15 protein-coding genes are annotated in these 15,467 nt (G+C 59.7%); 11 read left to right on the plus strand and 4 right to left on the minus strand.

Going from position 1 to position 15,467, the window contains the following annotated elements; all coding sequences use genetic code 11:
* Positions 1–26 precede the first annotated feature (26 nt).
* From GOQ25_RS04145 to gcvA, 8 genes are all read left to right on the plus strand, one after another.
* On the plus strand, positions 27–1,070 hold the full coding sequence (locus GOQ25_RS04145) for an Ldh family oxidoreductase (RefSeq protein ID WP_160349186.1): 1,044 nt from the start codon (positions 27–29) through the stop codon (positions 1,068–1,070).
* Complete coding sequence (locus GOQ25_RS04150) at positions 1,067–2,281, plus strand: iron-containing alcohol dehydrogenase (RefSeq protein WP_236844482.1); 1,215 nt, start codon at positions 1,067–1,069, stop codon at positions 2,279–2,281. Before GOQ25_RS04145 ends, GOQ25_RS04150 begins: the two co-directional genes overlap by 4 nt.
* 32 nt (positions 2,282–2,313) lie before the next feature.
* Complete coding sequence (locus GOQ25_RS04155; RefSeq protein WP_160349187.1) at positions 2,314–3,756, plus strand: NAD-dependent succinate-semialdehyde dehydrogenase; 1,443 nt, start codon at positions 2,314–2,316, stop codon at positions 3,754–3,756.
* Positions 3,757–3,818: 62 nt separating this feature from the next.
* A complete protein-coding gene (locus GOQ25_RS04160; protein WP_160349188.1) occupies positions 3,819–4,730 on the plus strand; it encodes an amidohydrolase in 912 nt (303 codons plus the stop codon).
* Positions 4,731–4,881: 151 nt separating this feature from the next.
* Positions 4,882–5,865, plus strand: a complete 984-nt coding sequence (locus GOQ25_RS04165; RefSeq protein WP_160349189.1) for a tripartite tricarboxylate transporter substrate binding protein — start codon at positions 4,882–4,884, stop codon at positions 5,863–5,865.
* A 29-nt stretch (positions 5,866–5,894) separates the two neighbouring features.
* The gene (locus GOQ25_RS04170; RefSeq protein ID WP_160349190.1) at positions 5,895–6,371 is read left to right on the plus strand and encodes a tripartite tricarboxylate transporter TctB family protein; all 477 of its coding nucleotides are present in this window, start codon (positions 5,895–5,897) and stop codon (positions 6,369–6,371) included.
* Positions 6,372–6,374: 3 nt separating this feature from the next.
* Positions 6,375–7,874 (plus strand): tripartite tricarboxylate transporter permease, encoded by a 1,500-nt coding sequence (locus GOQ25_RS04175; RefSeq protein ID WP_160349191.1) that lies wholly within the window; start codon positions 6,375–6,377, stop codon positions 7,872–7,874.
* 172 nt (positions 7,875–8,046) lie between these two features.
* Entirely contained in the window at positions 8,047–8,949 is a 903-nt protein-coding gene (gcvA, locus tag GOQ25_RS04180) for a transcriptional regulator GcvA (protein ID WP_160349192.1), read from the plus strand.
* A 30-nt stretch (positions 8,950–8,979) separates the two neighbouring features.
* Here gcvA and GOQ25_RS04185 read toward each other — a convergent pair whose 3' ends face one another.
* The 3 genes from GOQ25_RS04185 to GOQ25_RS04195 all read right to left on the minus strand — a co-directional run bounded on the left by GOQ25_RS04185 (position 8,980) and on the right by GOQ25_RS04195 (position 12,237).
* Positions 8,980–10,176: a CaiB/BaiF CoA-transferase family protein gene (locus tag GOQ25_RS04185; RefSeq protein ID WP_160349193.1), complete on the minus strand. Its 1,197-nt coding sequence runs from the start codon at positions 10,174–10,176 to the stop codon at positions 8,980–8,982.
* A 45-nt stretch (positions 10,177–10,221) separates the two neighbouring features.
* On the minus strand, positions 10,222–11,001 hold the full coding sequence (locus GOQ25_RS04190; RefSeq protein ID WP_160349194.1) for an enoyl-CoA hydratase-related protein: 780 nt from the start codon (positions 10,999–11,001) through the stop codon (positions 10,222–10,224).
* 78 nt (positions 11,002–11,079) lie between these two features.
* A complete protein-coding gene (locus GOQ25_RS04195) occupies positions 11,080–12,237 on the minus strand; it encodes an alpha-hydroxy acid oxidase (RefSeq protein ID WP_160349195.1) in 1,158 nt (385 codons plus the stop codon).
* A 47-nt stretch (positions 12,238–12,284) separates the two neighbouring features.
* Here GOQ25_RS04195 and GOQ25_RS04200 point away from each other — a divergent pair, with 47 nt between their 5' ends.
* On the plus strand, positions 12,285–12,479 hold the full coding sequence (locus GOQ25_RS04200) for a hypothetical protein (RefSeq protein ID WP_160349196.1): 195 nt from the start codon (positions 12,285–12,287) through the stop codon (positions 12,477–12,479).
* An 80-nt stretch (positions 12,480–12,559) separates the two neighbouring features.
* A complete protein-coding gene (locus GOQ25_RS04205) occupies positions 12,560–13,546 on the plus strand; it encodes a tripartite tricarboxylate transporter substrate binding protein (protein ID WP_160349197.1) in 987 nt (328 codons plus the stop codon).
* A 56-nt stretch (positions 13,547–13,602) separates the two neighbouring features.
* Here GOQ25_RS04205 and GOQ25_RS04210 read toward each other — a convergent pair whose 3' ends face one another.
* The gene (locus GOQ25_RS04210) at positions 13,603–14,397 is read right to left on the minus strand and encodes an SDR family oxidoreductase (protein WP_236844484.1); all 795 of its coding nucleotides are present in this window, start codon (positions 14,395–14,397) and stop codon (positions 13,603–13,605) included.
* 119 nt (positions 14,398–14,516) lie between these two features.
* Between GOQ25_RS04210 and GOQ25_RS04215 the strand changes: the two genes are divergently transcribed.
* Positions 14,517–15,464 carry an acetaldehyde dehydrogenase (acetylating) gene (locus tag GOQ25_RS04215; RefSeq protein ID WP_160349198.1) on the plus strand — a complete coding sequence of 316 codons (948 nt, stop codon included), beginning with the start codon at positions 14,517–14,519 and terminating at the stop codon, positions 15,462–15,464.
* Positions 15,465–15,467: the final 3 nt, after the last annotated feature.

Below are 15,467 nucleotides of genomic sequence, written 5' to 3' on the forward strand. Positions count from 1 at the left end.
AAGCGGGCATGCTATCAAGAGGTCTTATGCCCACTGTACAAACCCTGCAAGCGGCAAGCCTGCAAGCGTTAAGGCGAGCCGGCGTTCCTGAGCCACAGGCCCTTACGCAATTATCGGTGTTGCTAGAAGCCGAACTGAGAGGCGTGGCCTCGCATGGCTTGCTGCGCTTGCCTCGCATCATCGAACGCATAAGGCACGGCGTGACGGATCCCGTCACGCGTGGAACGGGTGCGTGGCGCCGTGAAGCGCTATGGCAGGTTGACGGCTGCCAGGGGCTGGGCCCCGTGGTGGCGGTCGAGGCGCTAGAGCGCGTTTGCGACAAAGCGCAGGAAACCGGCGTCGCGATCGCTGCCGTGCGCAACAGTGATCATCTGGGCATGCTGGCCTGGTATGCGGAACATGTCGCCGCACGGGGAAAGATCCTGATTGCGCTCACGATCAGCGAAGCGCTGGTCCATCCTTGGGGTGGCCGTCAGGCCATGTTGGGCACGAATCCCATTGCACTGGGCATTCCGACAGGGGACGCTCCCTTTGTCTTTGATATGGCAACAAGCCTCGTGTCCATGGGCAAGATTCACGATCACGCAAGCCGCGATCTGCCGATCCCGGACGGCTGGGCCTTGGACAGCGAGGGCAATCCAACCAATGACGCACACGCTGCGAAACAGGGTGCGATTGCGCCGTTTGGCGGCGCAAAAGGCTACGGGCTCGCGCTCGCCTTTGAGCTGTTGGTCGTGAGCCTGACCGAGTCGGCAATAGGGCGGGATGTAAAAGGCACCCTGGATTCCACTGAGCTTTGCAATAAGGGTGACGTATTCATCGTGATCGAGCCTACGGCGCATGCCGGCCAACGGCTCTCGCAGTTTCTGACGCTGCTGCGTCAATCTCCCCCCGCCGATCCTAGCCAGCCGGTTCGCGTGCCGGGAGATCGCGCACAACGCGTGCGCGTGGCACAACTGGACAAAGACATCGCGCTGCCCGCCCCGCTGTGGGCGCGCATTCAAGAATTAGCAGGACAGGACCCGCATGCGACCGGGACCCTTCAGACCAACACCATTGAGGAAAGATGATGAGACTTGACTATGGAGTCACGCGAGCGCCAGCCCGGTTGATATTTGGCCCGGGACAACGGCGTGCGATCGGGACGGCTGCTGCCAGCCTGGGCAAGCGGGCGCTGATCTGCACCGACGCTCGTTTTGGCGCCTTGCCGATCATGCAAGAGATCCTGAAAGATCTGGCCGAGCAAGGAGTTCAGACCCAGTTGTACAGCGAGACGGAAGCCGAGCTGCCGCTCGAAAGTATTCTCGCCTGCGTGGATCGTTATCGCGATTTTGCACCCGATGTCTTGATCGGGATTGGCGGTGGTAGCTGCGTGGACCTGGCCAAACTGGTCAGTTTGCTACTCGTTCATTCTGCGCCGCTGTCGCAGTACTACGGTGAATTCAAGGTCCCGGGACCGATACTGCCGGTGATCGCGGTTCCCACGACCTCGGGCACGGGCGCCGAAGTCACTCCTGTGGCCGTGCTCGGCGACCCCGCGCTGACGATGAAGGTCGGCATCTCCAGCCCCGAGTTGATCCCGCATACGGCGATTTGTGATCCGGAGCTGACGCTCACCTGCCCGAAGGGACTGACCGCGATTTCAGGCGCCGACGCCATGGCGCATGCGATCGAAGCCTTTGCGGCCACGACACGGCAGGCCGACCCCGCGATGGCGATGACACGCGTATTCGTCGGCAAGAACGTGTTGAGCGACCATTACGCGCTGACGGCCATCAAGCTGATCTATTCCAATCTGCGACGTGCCACCAGCGAGGGCGGCGATTTGGATGCGCGCACCGCCGTGATGCTGGGCTCGACCTACGCTGGTTTGGCGTTTGGCAGCGCGGGCACGTCGGCTGCTCACGCGATTCAGTATCCGATTGGCGCAATGACCTCAACCGCGCATGGGCTAGGTATTGGTATCTTGCTGCCTTATACCATGGCGTTTAACTTACCCGTTGCGGCGGCGGACTATGCTGAAATCGGTCGTGCGATCGGTGTGGCATCGGCCGGGGATGCCGACGAAGACGCCGCGAAAGCCGCAATTGAAGCGATCCGCGCCTTGTTTGCCGAGGTGGGCATCCCGGTCAGCCTGCGCGCGATCGGCATAGATGATGCGCATATCGAAGACATCTCCACACTCTCGATGAACGCGAAGCGCTTGGTGGAGAACAACCCTCGCCCGCTTGATCCGTCCACGATCAAGGGCATTCTGGCCGCCGCAATGCAGGCGGAATGAGCACGGCCGCAACCGATAGATTAGGAAGTGACATGATCGATACGACATATCAAAACAAACTTTTTATCAACGGCGAATGGCGCAATGCGCAGCGTGAGGCCGCCATCGACGTGCTGAACCCTTCGGATGACAGTGTGTTGCTCCAAGTGGCTAACGCCAGCGCGGCCGACGCCATCGCCGCCGTGGATGCCGCTGCCGAAGCCGCAGAAAAATGGGCGGCCACGCCGCCGCGCCAGCGCTCGGAAATCCTGAGAAAGTGTTTTGAGCTCATGACGCGCGACGCCGAGTCGCTGGCTCAATTGATTTCCCTGGAAAACGGCAAGGCCTTGAAGGACGCCCGCGGAGAAGTGGCCTATGCCGCCGAGTTTTTCCGTTGGTTCGCCGAAGAGGCGGTTCGTATCAATGGCGATCTGTCCATCGCGCCGTCGGGCTCGAACCGGATTCTGGTGCAGTACCAGCCCATTGGCGTGGCCGTTTTGATTACGCCGTGGAACTTCCCGGCCGCGATGGCCACGCGCAAGATCGCGCCCGCGCTGGCCGCGGGTTGCACATGTGTGCTCAAGCCGGCTACCGCCACGCCGCTGACGGCCTACGCCATCGCCAAGATCATGGTAGAGGCAGGCGTTCCGGCGGGTGTGGTGAACGTGATCACGTCCTCGACGACCTCGGAAGTGGTCAATGCCATGCTGGACGATCCGCGCGTGCGCAAGCTCTCGTTTACCGGATCGACCGAAGTCGGGCGAGTCTTGTTGCGCAAGGCCGCGGATCAAGTCATTCACTGCTCGATGGAACTGGGTGGCAACGCGCCCTTCATCGTGTTCGATGATGCCGATCTGGACAAGGCGCTCGACGGTGTGATGATCGCGAAAATGCGCAATGGTGGCGAAGCCTGCACGGCGGCGAACCGTATTTTTGTACAGCGTGGCATCGCGGACGAATTTTCACGCCGCTTGACCGAGCGCATGCGAGCGCTGAAGGTCGGCCCGGGCGTAGCCGAAGACACCGACTGCGGCCCGCTGGTTGACGCCGCGGCGGTCAAAAAAGTCGCCGAACTGGTTGATGATGCCGTCTCTCATGGCGCCAAACTGTTGTGCGGGGGCAAGCCTATGGATCAAGCCGGTTGCTACTATCCGCCCACCGTTCTCACCGATGTGCCGGCAGGCGTCGCCATGGAACGCGAGGAAATTTTCGGACCGGTCGCACCGCTCTACGTGTTCGATAGCGAAGAAGAAGTCATCGCCCGGGCCAACGACACGGAGTACGGGCTGGTCGCCTACGTGTACACGCGTGACCTCACGCGCGGTCTGCGCGTGTCGGGCAAGCTGGAGGCGGGCATGCTGGCATTGAACCGTGGCCTCGTGTCCGATCCCGCGGCGCCTTTTGGCGGCGTCAAGCAAAGCGGTCTGGGACGCGAAGGCGCGCACCACGGCGTGCTGGAATTCATGGAAGCCAAATACATCGCAACTGACTGGTGATCGCGTGCGGGCATGACGCAGGTCATGCCCGCACAAAATAATCCGGCTCAAACAGAAGAATCATGAGCGATAACCTTTATGACGGCCCAATCGTCGATGCCCATCATCACTTTTGGGATCCGCTGAATAATCCCCATCCTTGGCTACGGCCCGAGGTTAATATCCCTTTCCGTTATGGGGATTACAACCCGATCAAGCGCCGCTATTTTCCCGAGGATTATCTAGCCGACACGGCGCGACATAACGTCGTTCAATCGGTATATATCGAAACGGAATGGGAGCCCACCGATCCGATAGGCGAAACGCGATTTATTAGCGCGCTGGCCGAGCGTGCGGGATATCCCAATGCCGTGGTGGCGCAGGCGTGGCTGCATCATGCCGATGCGCACGACGTCCTGCGAGCGCAAGCGGAATTTCCGCTGGTGCGCAGTGTTCGCCACAAGCCGGGCGGCCCTGAAGCACCTGCAGAGGTGGGGCACAAGCAGACTCTCATGAGCGATGCGACGTGGCGCGACGGCTATGCGCTGCTGTCCGAGGTGGGGCTGCACTTTGACCTGCAAACGCCCTGGTGGAATCTGGCAGAGGCGGCACAGCTCGCGCGAGATTTTCCCGACACCACCATATTGCTCAATCACACGGGCTTGCCGTCGGATCGCAGCGAGGCCGGGTTGGCGGGATGGCGCGAGGCCATGGCGGCCTTCGCCAAATGTCCCAATGTGGCGGTGAAAATCTCGGGCATCGGTGTGCGCGGGGTTCCGTGGACCGTGCAAGCAAACCGATGGATCGTGGAGCAGGTTATCGGGCTGTTCGGCGTGGGTCGCGTGATGTTCGCCAGTAATTTCCCTGTGGACGGATTATGTGCGACGTTCGACACGATATTTACGGGGTTTAAAACTATTGTGCGCGAGATGCCGTTGAGCGCCCAGGAAAATCTTTTCTATCACAATGCTCGACGGTTTTACCGGCTGGCCTGATTCGGCCCGCGACTAGGGAAAACGATCAATTCATCATGGAAATTTGTCTAACCATATCCGATCGGATATCGGTTATGATTTTATTTCCCCCGCCCGGCACTAATATATAAGTAATTAATGGCCGGGCTTCAATTCATAATTCGGAGACGAGATGCGTGAATTTGCCCGATTTTCAAAGAAACTAGGCCTCGCCGCACTGGTTTGCTGCAGTGCCTTGGTGGCCAGTGGCGCTGCGTACGCCAAAGAGTGGCCCAGCAAGCCCATCACGGTAATCGTTCCCTATCCCGCAGGCGGTGGTGCTGATATTGGCGCGCGCACTTGGGCGGGATTACTGGAAAAAGAGCTGGGCGTTTCGGTCAATGTGGTCAACCGCGGCGGCGGCGCGGCGATCCCCGGTCACTCGGCCATTGCCAATGCCAAGCCCGATGGTTACACCATAGGCGTGATCACCAACGACATAAGTCTTTATAAACCTCAAGGTCTGGCCGAACTGACGCACAAGGACCTGCGCCCGCTGGGGCAGGCGACGCAAATCGCATCTGCCATCAACGTCAAGAACGATGCGCCTTACAACACCTTCGAGGAGTTGGTTGCCGACATCAAGGCGAAGCCTGGGCAGCTAAAGGCGACTGGCGCCGCGCCCGGCGTGAACTGGCATATCTCGTTCCTGGGACTCATGATCGACCTGGGTCTGGACCCGTCAACCGTGATCTGGGTGCCCACGCAAGGCGGCACTGCGGGCCACTTGGATGTCGCGTCCGGTAACTCCACCTTCTCGACTGCCTCCATGGCCGAGGCAGCCGCACTGCTGGAGTCGGGCAAGCTCAAGGCGCTGGCGGTGATGACGCCGGAACGCTTGCCGCGCTTTCCTGACACGCCCACGCTCAAAGAATCGGTAGGTTCGGATTGGACTTACTCCGTGCTTCACGGTGTCGCGGGACCGAAGGATCTGCCCGACGATATCGCGCAGAAATTAACGGCGGCCTTGGGCAAAGTCATCCAGAGCGAGGAGTTCAATAAAGCCATGTCCGCGCGCGGCATCGATGTGATGTGGCGCGATGGCGCGCAATGGGATGCGTTGCTGGCCAACGACCTCAAGAGCACGACCGATATTCTGTCCAAGGTCAAGAAGTAAGCCTTCCACCAAACGCATCAGGAACGAATGTGCGAGTAAGCGATTCTTTGCTCGGTGTGCTGGCCGTGCTGTTTGGCGCGGCCATCCTTTGGCATATCCGCGGTTTTCCAGAGATCCCCGGGCATTATTACGGGCCGAGCTTTTTCCCCGGGATCGTCGGCTGGGGCTTCATACTGTTCGGCGCTTTGCTGCTCGTACGCGTGGGACGCCAGGCGCGTTGGCACGAAAAACTCGTGTCCTTTCCTGCATGGCGCGCTAACGGGAGGGGGACGGTTGCCGCCGTCGGTGTGTTGCTCGCCATCCAGGGCTTTAGCTATTTCGGCGACAGCATCGGGTTTCAGCTGCTCAGCGCGGCGGTCATGGCCGCCCTCTTTCGGTGGTCGGGCCGTAGCTGGATTTTCTCCATCAGCCTGGCTGTCGCTATCGCCGTGGTGCTCGACGCGCTGTTCAGCAAGCTGTTGAGCGTGCCGCTGCCGACGGGCCTTCTCTCTAACTACTGGTGGTAGAGCATGGATTATCTGGTTCCCGCCCTGAGCATGGTGTTTCAGGCCGATACGCTGTTGGTACTGGTGCTCGCCTCGCTCTTTGGCTTCATCGTTGGGGTGCTGCCCGGCGTGACGGCCACGATGGCCGTGGCCTTGATGGTGCCCATCACCTTCGCGCTGAGTCCGCTCGCGGCGATCGCCTCCATCGTTGCGGCGGCGGCGATGGTCATGGCTGCCGGGGACGTTCCAGGGGCGCTGCTGCGAATTCCCGGCACGCCCGCTTCAGCGGCCTACGTAGAGGATGCGCATAAACTCACCTTGCAGGGCAGGGCGGGCTATATCCTCGGTGTGGGTGCCATCTGCTCGATGCTGGGCGGTGTGCTGGGTTCGGGCGTGTTGATCTTTGCCGCGCCATTGCTCGCCGACGTCGCATTGAAGTTCAGCGTATTCGAATTCTTCTGGTTGAGCGCGCTGGGGCTGAGCTGCGCTATCTTCGTGGCGGGAGACGACCCGATCAAGGGCGGTCTGGCGCTGTTGATCGGATTGATCATTTCTTGCGTGGGCATGGAATACTCTTCGGGCACGCCACGATTCACGTTTGGCAACGCCGATCTGCTCGAGGGCGTATCGTTTATCCCTGCCTTGATCGGCATGTTTGCCTTGCCGGAAATCCTGCGATCGTTTCTGCGCACCAACAAGACCGAAGGGGCCGAAGCCGCGAAAGCGGTGGATGAATGGCGCAATGCAATTCGGTCGGTCTGGGACTATCGTAAGGTGGTGGCGCGCAGCAGTGGGCTCGGCTCGTTCATTGGGATGTTGCCCGGCGCCAGCGCCGATATCGCGGCATGGATGTCCACCGCGCTGGCCCGTCGATTCTCCCGCGAACCGAAGAAGTGGGGCACCGGGCATGTCGAAGGGGTGATCGCGGGGGCGAGCTCGAACAACGCGGCGTTGAGCAGCGCATGGATCCCCGCGCTGGTGTTCGCTATTCCCGGGGACACGATTACCGCGATCGCGATCGGTGTGCTCTACCTGAAGGGGATGAATCCGGGACCGGCCGTCTTTATCAACAATGCGGATCTGGTGTACGCCGTATTCATAGTGTTCCTGCTGGCCAATCTATTGCTGCTGCCCTTTGGCTGGCTTGCCATACGTATCGCCAAAGTCGTCCTCAGGATTCCGCAACGACTGATCATGCCCGTGCTGCTGGTGCTGGCGGTCATCGGATCGTTCGCGATGAACAACGATTTTTCTGGCATCGCGGTGATGTTCTGGGTCGGCGTCATGGCCTATATCCTGGAGGAATGCGGCATTCCGATCGCGCCGATTGTCCTGGGCATCGTCCTGGGCAAGATCGTCGAACAAAACCTCATGCAGTCATTGATCAGCACGCAAGGCAATCTGCTGGGGTTCTTTGAGCGTCCCTTGTCCGCGGTCTTGGGGGTCTTCACGCTGGCGGTCTGGTGCTTTCCGCTGTTGAGGCGCATCGCGCGACGGCGCAGGGCCGGTCACGGAGCGGCCTGAGTAGCTTCCCGCCCCGCGAATTTCCCCCTGGAGGCCGCGTCAAGCGGCCTTTAAAACGACCTTGTTTTGTGTGCTCGACATATTCGCACGCGGCAGGACAGCCCGGCAGGCATCCCCAACCTGGTGACGGTTGTAACATTACGCCAAACAGAGGGATATTGCTGGAGAAGACATGTCGCCCCGAATTCCGCCATTAAATCCGCTTCGCACGTTTGAAGCTGCCGCGCGCCACCTCAGCTTTACCCGGGCTGCCGAAGAACTGTTCGTGACCGCCGCCGCGGTCAGTCATCAGATCAAGGTGCTGGAAAGCAGTCTGGGCGTCAAGCTCTTCGCCCGTGTCGGTGGGGCGCTCGTTCTCACGGACGTTGGACAGGCGTATCTGCCCGCCATCCAACAAGCGTTCCGGCAAGTCATCGACGCTACGGATCTCTTGCATAAACGCAAAGACATCACCTGCCTCAAAATCAACGCGTCCCCGACGTTTTCCGTGAAATGGCTGCTGCCCCGGCTCGATGCGTTTTTACGGCAGCATCCGGACATTGAGCTCAAGCTTTCCACCTCGAATCACATGATCGATTTCTCTCGCGAGGATCTGGATCTGGTGATCCGATATGGCAAGGGCAATTACCCGGGGATGCGCTCTGAGAAATGCTTTTCCGTCGAAGCGATACCGGTATGCAGCCCCAAGCTGCTGGCGAATCGGCCCCCGTTGCAGCATCCATCGGATTTGGCGGACTTTACGCTACTGCATGATGGCAGCGACAGTACGCATCCCGACTGGCGTAATTGGTTCGACCATGTTGGCTGTACCGAAGTCGACACCTCGCGTGGGCCCACGCTGTGGCCCAGCCACCTGGTGATCGATGCCGCCGTCGAAGGGGTGGGCGTGGCCCTGGTCAAACGGGCCTGGATCGAGCGCGAGCTGGCCGAGGGCAAGCTCGTCCAACTGTTTGATATCAGTCTGCCCGTCAACGGCTACGCGTACTACATCAGCTATCCGGAGGGCCGGGCGGAGGATTCAGCGATCCGCCGCTTCGTCGACTGGGTGCAGCAGCGGGCCAGCGAGCCGGTGTAGGACACACCGTCACTGGCTGGCCCAGCATGCCTACTTGGCGAACGCGCCTTGCGCGGCGAGTTTCTCGAACCGCTCGGGATCAATGCCGGATTCCAACAACACCTCGCGGGTATGCTGCCCGAGCAAGGGCGGGGCATGGCGCACCACCTGGGGGGTGCGGCTGAGCTTGACCGGAAAGCCCAGGGTATTGACGCGACCCTCCACCGGGTGCTCAATCGGCAAGACCATCTGACGCGCTTGCGCGTGTTCGTTGGTCGTGGCTTCGTGATAGTCGAGGATAGGCGCGGCGGGGACGCCGGCTTCCAGAATGATGTCTACCCATTCCTGCGCCGTGCGCGTGGCGAAAATCGCCTCCAGACTTTCGATCAAGGGCGCAAGATTCTTGATGCGATCCGCATTCGTGGCGTAACGCGGGTCCTCCAGCAGCGCATCGCCGCCGATCGCGCGGCACAAGGCCGTCCATAATTTCTGATTGGCCGCGCCGATCACGAAGTGGCGATCACTGGCCTTGACCGCCTGGTACGGCGCGCTCATGCGGTTCGCGCTGCCGATGGGCTGAGGCAGCTTGTTGGTGCCCCAGAATTCTGCCGTTTCCCAAACAGACAACCCCAAGGCCGTCTCGAACAGGGAGGCGTCGACGTACTGACCGACGCCGGTGTGCTCGCGACCCATCAGGGCGCTCAGGATGCCGTAGGTACAAAATAAACCCGCGCCCAAATCCGCGAGCGGAATACTGGATTTAACAGGGATACCGCCCGGGTGCCCCATGGCGCTCATCACGCCCGAAGTCGCTTGCGCGATCAAATCCAGCCCGGGCCGCAATGCCCAGGGGCCAGTCTGACCGAAGCCCGAGATGCTCGCATAGACCAGACGCGGGTTGATCTCCTTCAGAACGTCGTAATCAATCTTCAACCGCTTGGCCACGCCCGGACGATTATTTTCGACCAACACATCGGCGGTTTTGACCAGCTCGTAAAACGCCTCGAGGCCAGCCTCGGACTTGAGATTGATCTCGACGCTGCGCTTGTTACGGTTCAACGCAATAAAGCCACCGCTGTCCTCGCCCTTGAGCTTAAAACCCATGGCCTTGCGGGTTTGATCGCCGACACCCGGCGGCTCGATCTTGATGACATCGGCACCCATGTCGCCGAGCAACATACAACAAAAAGGGCCAGCCATGATCTGACTGACGTCCAGCACTCGTATTTTGGAAAGTGGGAGATCCATAACAACTCGAAAATAAATGGTTCAGGTGCAGACTCGGGCGACAGCTCAACGACCCTCGAAGCGGGGCGTTTCCTTGTTCAGGAAGGCGCGATATCCGATGCGAAAGTCTTCGGTATCGAAACACTCATAGGCCTCGCACCATTCTTCAGGTGTAATCGGTTCAGGCTTCAACAAACGGCGCGCGAACTTCTTATGCCAGCGGTTCACCAGCGGCGCGCGTTCCGTGATGGTGGTGGCCACGGCCATCACATCATCGACCACCGTCTCATCGGGATAAACGCGGTTGATCAAACCTTTCGTCAAGGCCTCTTGTGCATCAAACACCCGGCCTTCCAGCACGAGCTCCATCGCCAGCGCCGGTCCCACCAATCGAATCAGTCCGCCCATCTCGCCATACGACAAGACCAGCCCGAGCTTATTGATTGGCACGCCAAACCGGCCCGAGGCATTGCTATAGCGCAGGTCGCAAAGCGAGGCCAGTTCCAGACCGCCGCCCACGCATACGCCCGTGATCAACGCAATCGTCGGATGCCGGCACTCAGCCAAGGCATCCATCGCTGCTTGTGTGGCCACGCCGTAGATGGCGGCCTGCTCCGCGTTCTGACGGTGAGTCGTGAATTCCGAGATATCGGCGCCAGCGGAAAAGGCCCGGCCTCCGGCGCCCTTGAGCACGACACAGCGCACCGAATCGTCCGCCGAGAGTTCACGCAGCACCTGCTCCAGCTGTTTCCAGTCGTCATAGCCGAGGGAGTTCATCTTGTCGGGACGATTCAGTGTCACCAACGCCAGATGATCCTGCCTGCTTACCTCAATGGCTTGCGTCATAGTTGTCTACTCCTGTTCTATGAGGTCAATAACTTTGTGCCGTTCCCGTCCGACACGCCCGTCCTGGTTGTGCGCTGGTCAACGCGAAAAATGATCGGGGTTGTCCAGGCAGCTTGCATCGACCTCCGATAAGTCGCGAATACCCATCAGCGCCATACAAACCTCGAGTTCGTTTCTGAGTATGGTGAATAGCGTATCCAGTCCTTTTGGCCCGTCGACGGCCAAGGCGTATACATAGGGCCGACCCATCATGCAAAAATCCGCGCCCAGGGCGAGCGCGCGGATGATGTCCTGCCCGCTGCGAATGCCGCCATCGAGCAGGACAGGGACTTGACGATTGACCGCCGTGGCGATGGAACGCAGGCTGGAGATCGTAGAGCGCGCGCCATCGAGTTGACGGCCACCGTGATTCGACACAATCACCGCGTCGCAGCCGCTATCAATGGCGTGACGGGCGTCGTCTGAATTCAACACGCCTTTGACGATGAGCTTGCCTTTCCAGAGCCTTCTGACCCAGCTCACATCCGCCCAACTCAGCGACGGGTCATATTGGGACGCGCACCATTGCGCCAGCCCCATCAATTTTGAGTCCTTAGCCGACGCCATGTCGGTCAGATTTCCGAAGGACTTGCTCTTGGCGCGCAGTTGCCGCCGCCACCATCGATGGCGCCGCATGACGTCCAGCATATGCGTGCCGGAAAAACGCAGCGGCACACTCAACCCGTTCTTGATGTCGCGATGCCGTTGTCCCGAAATCGGTAAGTCCACGGTCAGCACCAATGCCGAACACCCGGCTTGCTCTGCGCGCTGAATCAGAGACTCGGTGAACGCGCGGTCCTTCATGACGTACAACTGAAACCAGAATGGCCGCTCGGTACTTTCGCGCAGCTGTTCGAGAGAACATATCGACAGCGTGCTCAAGGTGAAAGGGACGTTCCACGTTTCGGCGGCGGCCAAGCCGACAACCTCTCCGTCGGGGTAATAAAACCCGCCCATTCCGATCGGTGAGATGCCTACCGGCAGGTCATACGCATGACCCAAAACGGTCCTGCCCAGGCGTTTACCCGAGGTATCCACCATCACGCGTTGACGAAGATGTAGCGAGTCGAAGTCCGACTCGTTGCGCCGTAACGTGGCCTCGTCATAAGAGCCGCCATCGACGAAATCGAACAGCATACGTGGAAGAATGCGCTTCGACTGCTGGCGAAGGTCTTCAACGTTGGTAAAGATCGTCATCTATGTTGCTCGCAGAGCTGCATCATGCAGTGTTGTCCCGATTCCGCATGGTTGACCTCAAAACAGCGGCCACCGCGGTCATTGTTAGTATGGGCAGTCTACAAGTGGGCCTGATCGCGATCAAACGACATTTTCTTGTGTCGACCGGCAAAAAAACTAGAAACCTCCCGGCAGGCGTAAGCAGGGGCGCACTGTTATTTTTTCTTATCTCGCTGCCAAGAAAAAATCAATTGTTGGTGTGAGCCCCTGTCGTTAGACTCAAGCCCGTATCTACGCTCTGCTTTTCAAAACTATTCTAACTAAGCATCTTTGGAGACAGCTTATGTACAAAAGCAACGCCTTTTACCGCAAGATTCTGTGCGGGGCCGCTTTCGCCATCACGGCCTTTAGCACACCGACCTTTGCGGCAAATGACTATCCCAACAAGCCGATTCGTATCCTCGTGGGCGCTTCCGCTGGCGGGGGCACCGATATTCTCGCGCGTGCGCTGGCCGAGAAGTTCAGCCAGGCCCTCAAGCAGACCGTCGTGGTCGAGAACCGCCCCGGTGCTTCTCAAACCATCGCCGCGGATAACACCGCGCGCGCGAACCCCGACGGCTACACTTTGCTGGCGGCCACCAACACGAATCAGGCTATCGCTCCGCACATTCTGAAGCTTTCTTACGATCCACTCAAAGACATCAATGCCGTGGGCCTGATCGCCAAGGTGCCCCATGTGCTGGTAGTGGGAAAAAACTCACCGTACAAGTCGGTGCAGGACGTTGTCAACGCGATGAAAGCGGATCCGGGCAAGCTGACCTATGGTTCCTCGGGCATTGGCAGCACGCAGCACATTGCCGGCGAAGCCTTTAATCTGGCCACCGGCGCCAAGGCGACGCATGTCCCCTACAAGGGCAGTTCGCAGGCCCATGCGGACATTATCTCCGGTGAAGTCTCGATGATGTTCGACACGACATCGTCAGCCATGTCACAGATCCGCGGCGGCACGTTGCGCCCGCTGGCGGTGCTTTCGCCCGAGCGCTCGCCTGAGTTGCCCGACGTTCCCACCTTGGCGGAAAGCGGGGTGAAAGGCGCCGATATGTACACCTGGTATGGGCTGTTCGTCACCGGCGGCACCGATCCCAAAATCGTCGAGCTCTTGAACAAGACGCTGAACGACGCGCTCGCCATGCCCGATATTCAGCAACGCTTAAAGAGCCTGGGCGGGGAAATCACCCCGATGAGCGCCGCCGACCTGGCAAAACTGAATAAAGAAGAATTCGAACGATTCGGCAAGCTGGCGAAAGAAGCGAATCTGCAAGCGCAGTAAAGCCCGGCGATAAGGTCGCCCGCCCCATCTGGCGACCTTATCGCGAGCGGCGGCAATCAGCCGCGGCCGATGTAGGGCATCTTGGTTGCCATGACAGTCATGAACTGGACGTTGGCATCAAGCGGAAGGCTGGCCATGTACACCACGGCGCGGGCCACATGCTCCACATCCATCACCGGCTCGGGCCGGATGGATCCATCGGCCTGCAACACGCCTTTGGCGATGGTGTCGGTCATCTCGCTGGCGGCGTTGCCAATGTCGATCTGACCGCAGGCAATGTCGTATTGGCGTCCATCCAGCGAGGTCGCTTTGGTCAGGCCGGTGATGGCATGTTTGGTCACCGTATAGGACACGGCCTGAGGACGCGGCGCGTGCGCGGAAATCGAACCATTGTTGATGATTCGCCCACCGCGTGGCGTTTGGTCTTTCATCAACCGGAACGCTTCCTGAGTGCATAGGAAGGCGCCCGTGAGATTGATGTCTACCGCGGACTGCCACTGTTGAACGCTGAGTTGCTCCAATGACATGGCTTCGATGAAGACGCCCGCATTATTGAAGAGCAAATCCAGGCGGCCGAAATGCTGGCGAATCTCGTCAAACAGGTGCTTGACGGCAGTGGGATCGGCGATATCCGTCGGAACGACCAGACAGCGCGTACCGTATGCCTGGCCTTCTTGCGCCGTGGCTTCCAGGGGGTCGCGGCGGCGTCCGGAAAGCGCCACGCTATATCCGTCACGCATCAAGGCCAACGCGATGCTTTTGCCAATGCCGGATCCCGCGCCCGTCACCAAGGCGAATTTCTCTCTACCCATTTTCAACCTTTGTTCATGATTATTTTCGTGATCACCCATGCATACCACGCGCCTTCGCGAAGGCGTGCCAACTATAGGGGAACTACATCCCTATATCAATATCGTCGAGAGAACACGCGTCGCGGATTATCTGCTGAGCGTAACCGTGAGAGCCAACCATGACACATACCAGACCCAAAGCCAAAGTCGCCATCATCGGCTCGGGAAATATTGGCACAGACCTGATGATAAAAGTGCTGCGCCACGGCACTCACGTCGAAATGGGTGCACTAGTTGGCATTGATCCGCAATCCGATGGCCTCGCGCGCGCTCAACGGCTCGGCGTGCCCTGCACGGCGCAGGGCGTTGAGGGTCTGATGGACATGGAGGAATTCGCGGATATTCGTATCGCATTTGATGCGACCTCCGCTGGCGCGCATGCGCATCACAACGCGCTGCTGCAAGCGCATGGCGTTCGGGTCATTGACCTGACACCGGCAGCGATTGGCCCGTATGTCATTCCCGCCCTGAACCTGGATGCGCAGCTGTCCGCATCGAACATCAACATGGTCACCTGCGGCGGCCAGGCGACGATTCCTATCATTGCGGCGGTCTCGCAGGTGACAACCGTGCACTACGCCGAGATCGTCGCGTCGATCGCGAGCAAATCGGCGGGCCCGGGTACACGTGCCAATATCGACGAATTTACCGAGACGACCGCGAAGGCGATTGAAGCGCTGGGTGGCGCACGGCGCGGCAAGGCCATCATTATTCTGAATCCCGCGGATCCTCCGCTCATCATGCGCGACACAATACTGATGCTGGCCGAGCCGGCTGATGAGGCCATCATCGAGCGCAGCATCACCGATATGATCGCCACCGTACAGGGCTACGTCCCTGGCTATCGGCTCAAACAGCGCATTCAGTTCGAAACGCTCGGGCCGGGGCAGGCCATGAACATTCCGTCGCTAGGACTGCGCGAAGGCTTGAAGGTTTCGGTGTTCTTAGAGGTCGAGGGCGCGGCGCATTATCTGCCCGCCTACGCCGGGAATCTCGACATCATGACGTCTGCAGCGCTAGCTTGTGCCGAGCGCATCGCCCAGAACCATCTCGCCCTTACCGCCTAGGAA

Origin of the sequence: Bordetella sp. 15P40C-2 (genome assembly GCF_009763235.1) — a bacterium.
GTDB lineage: Bacteria > Pseudomonadota > Gammaproteobacteria > Burkholderiales > Burkholderiaceae_B > Bordetella_A.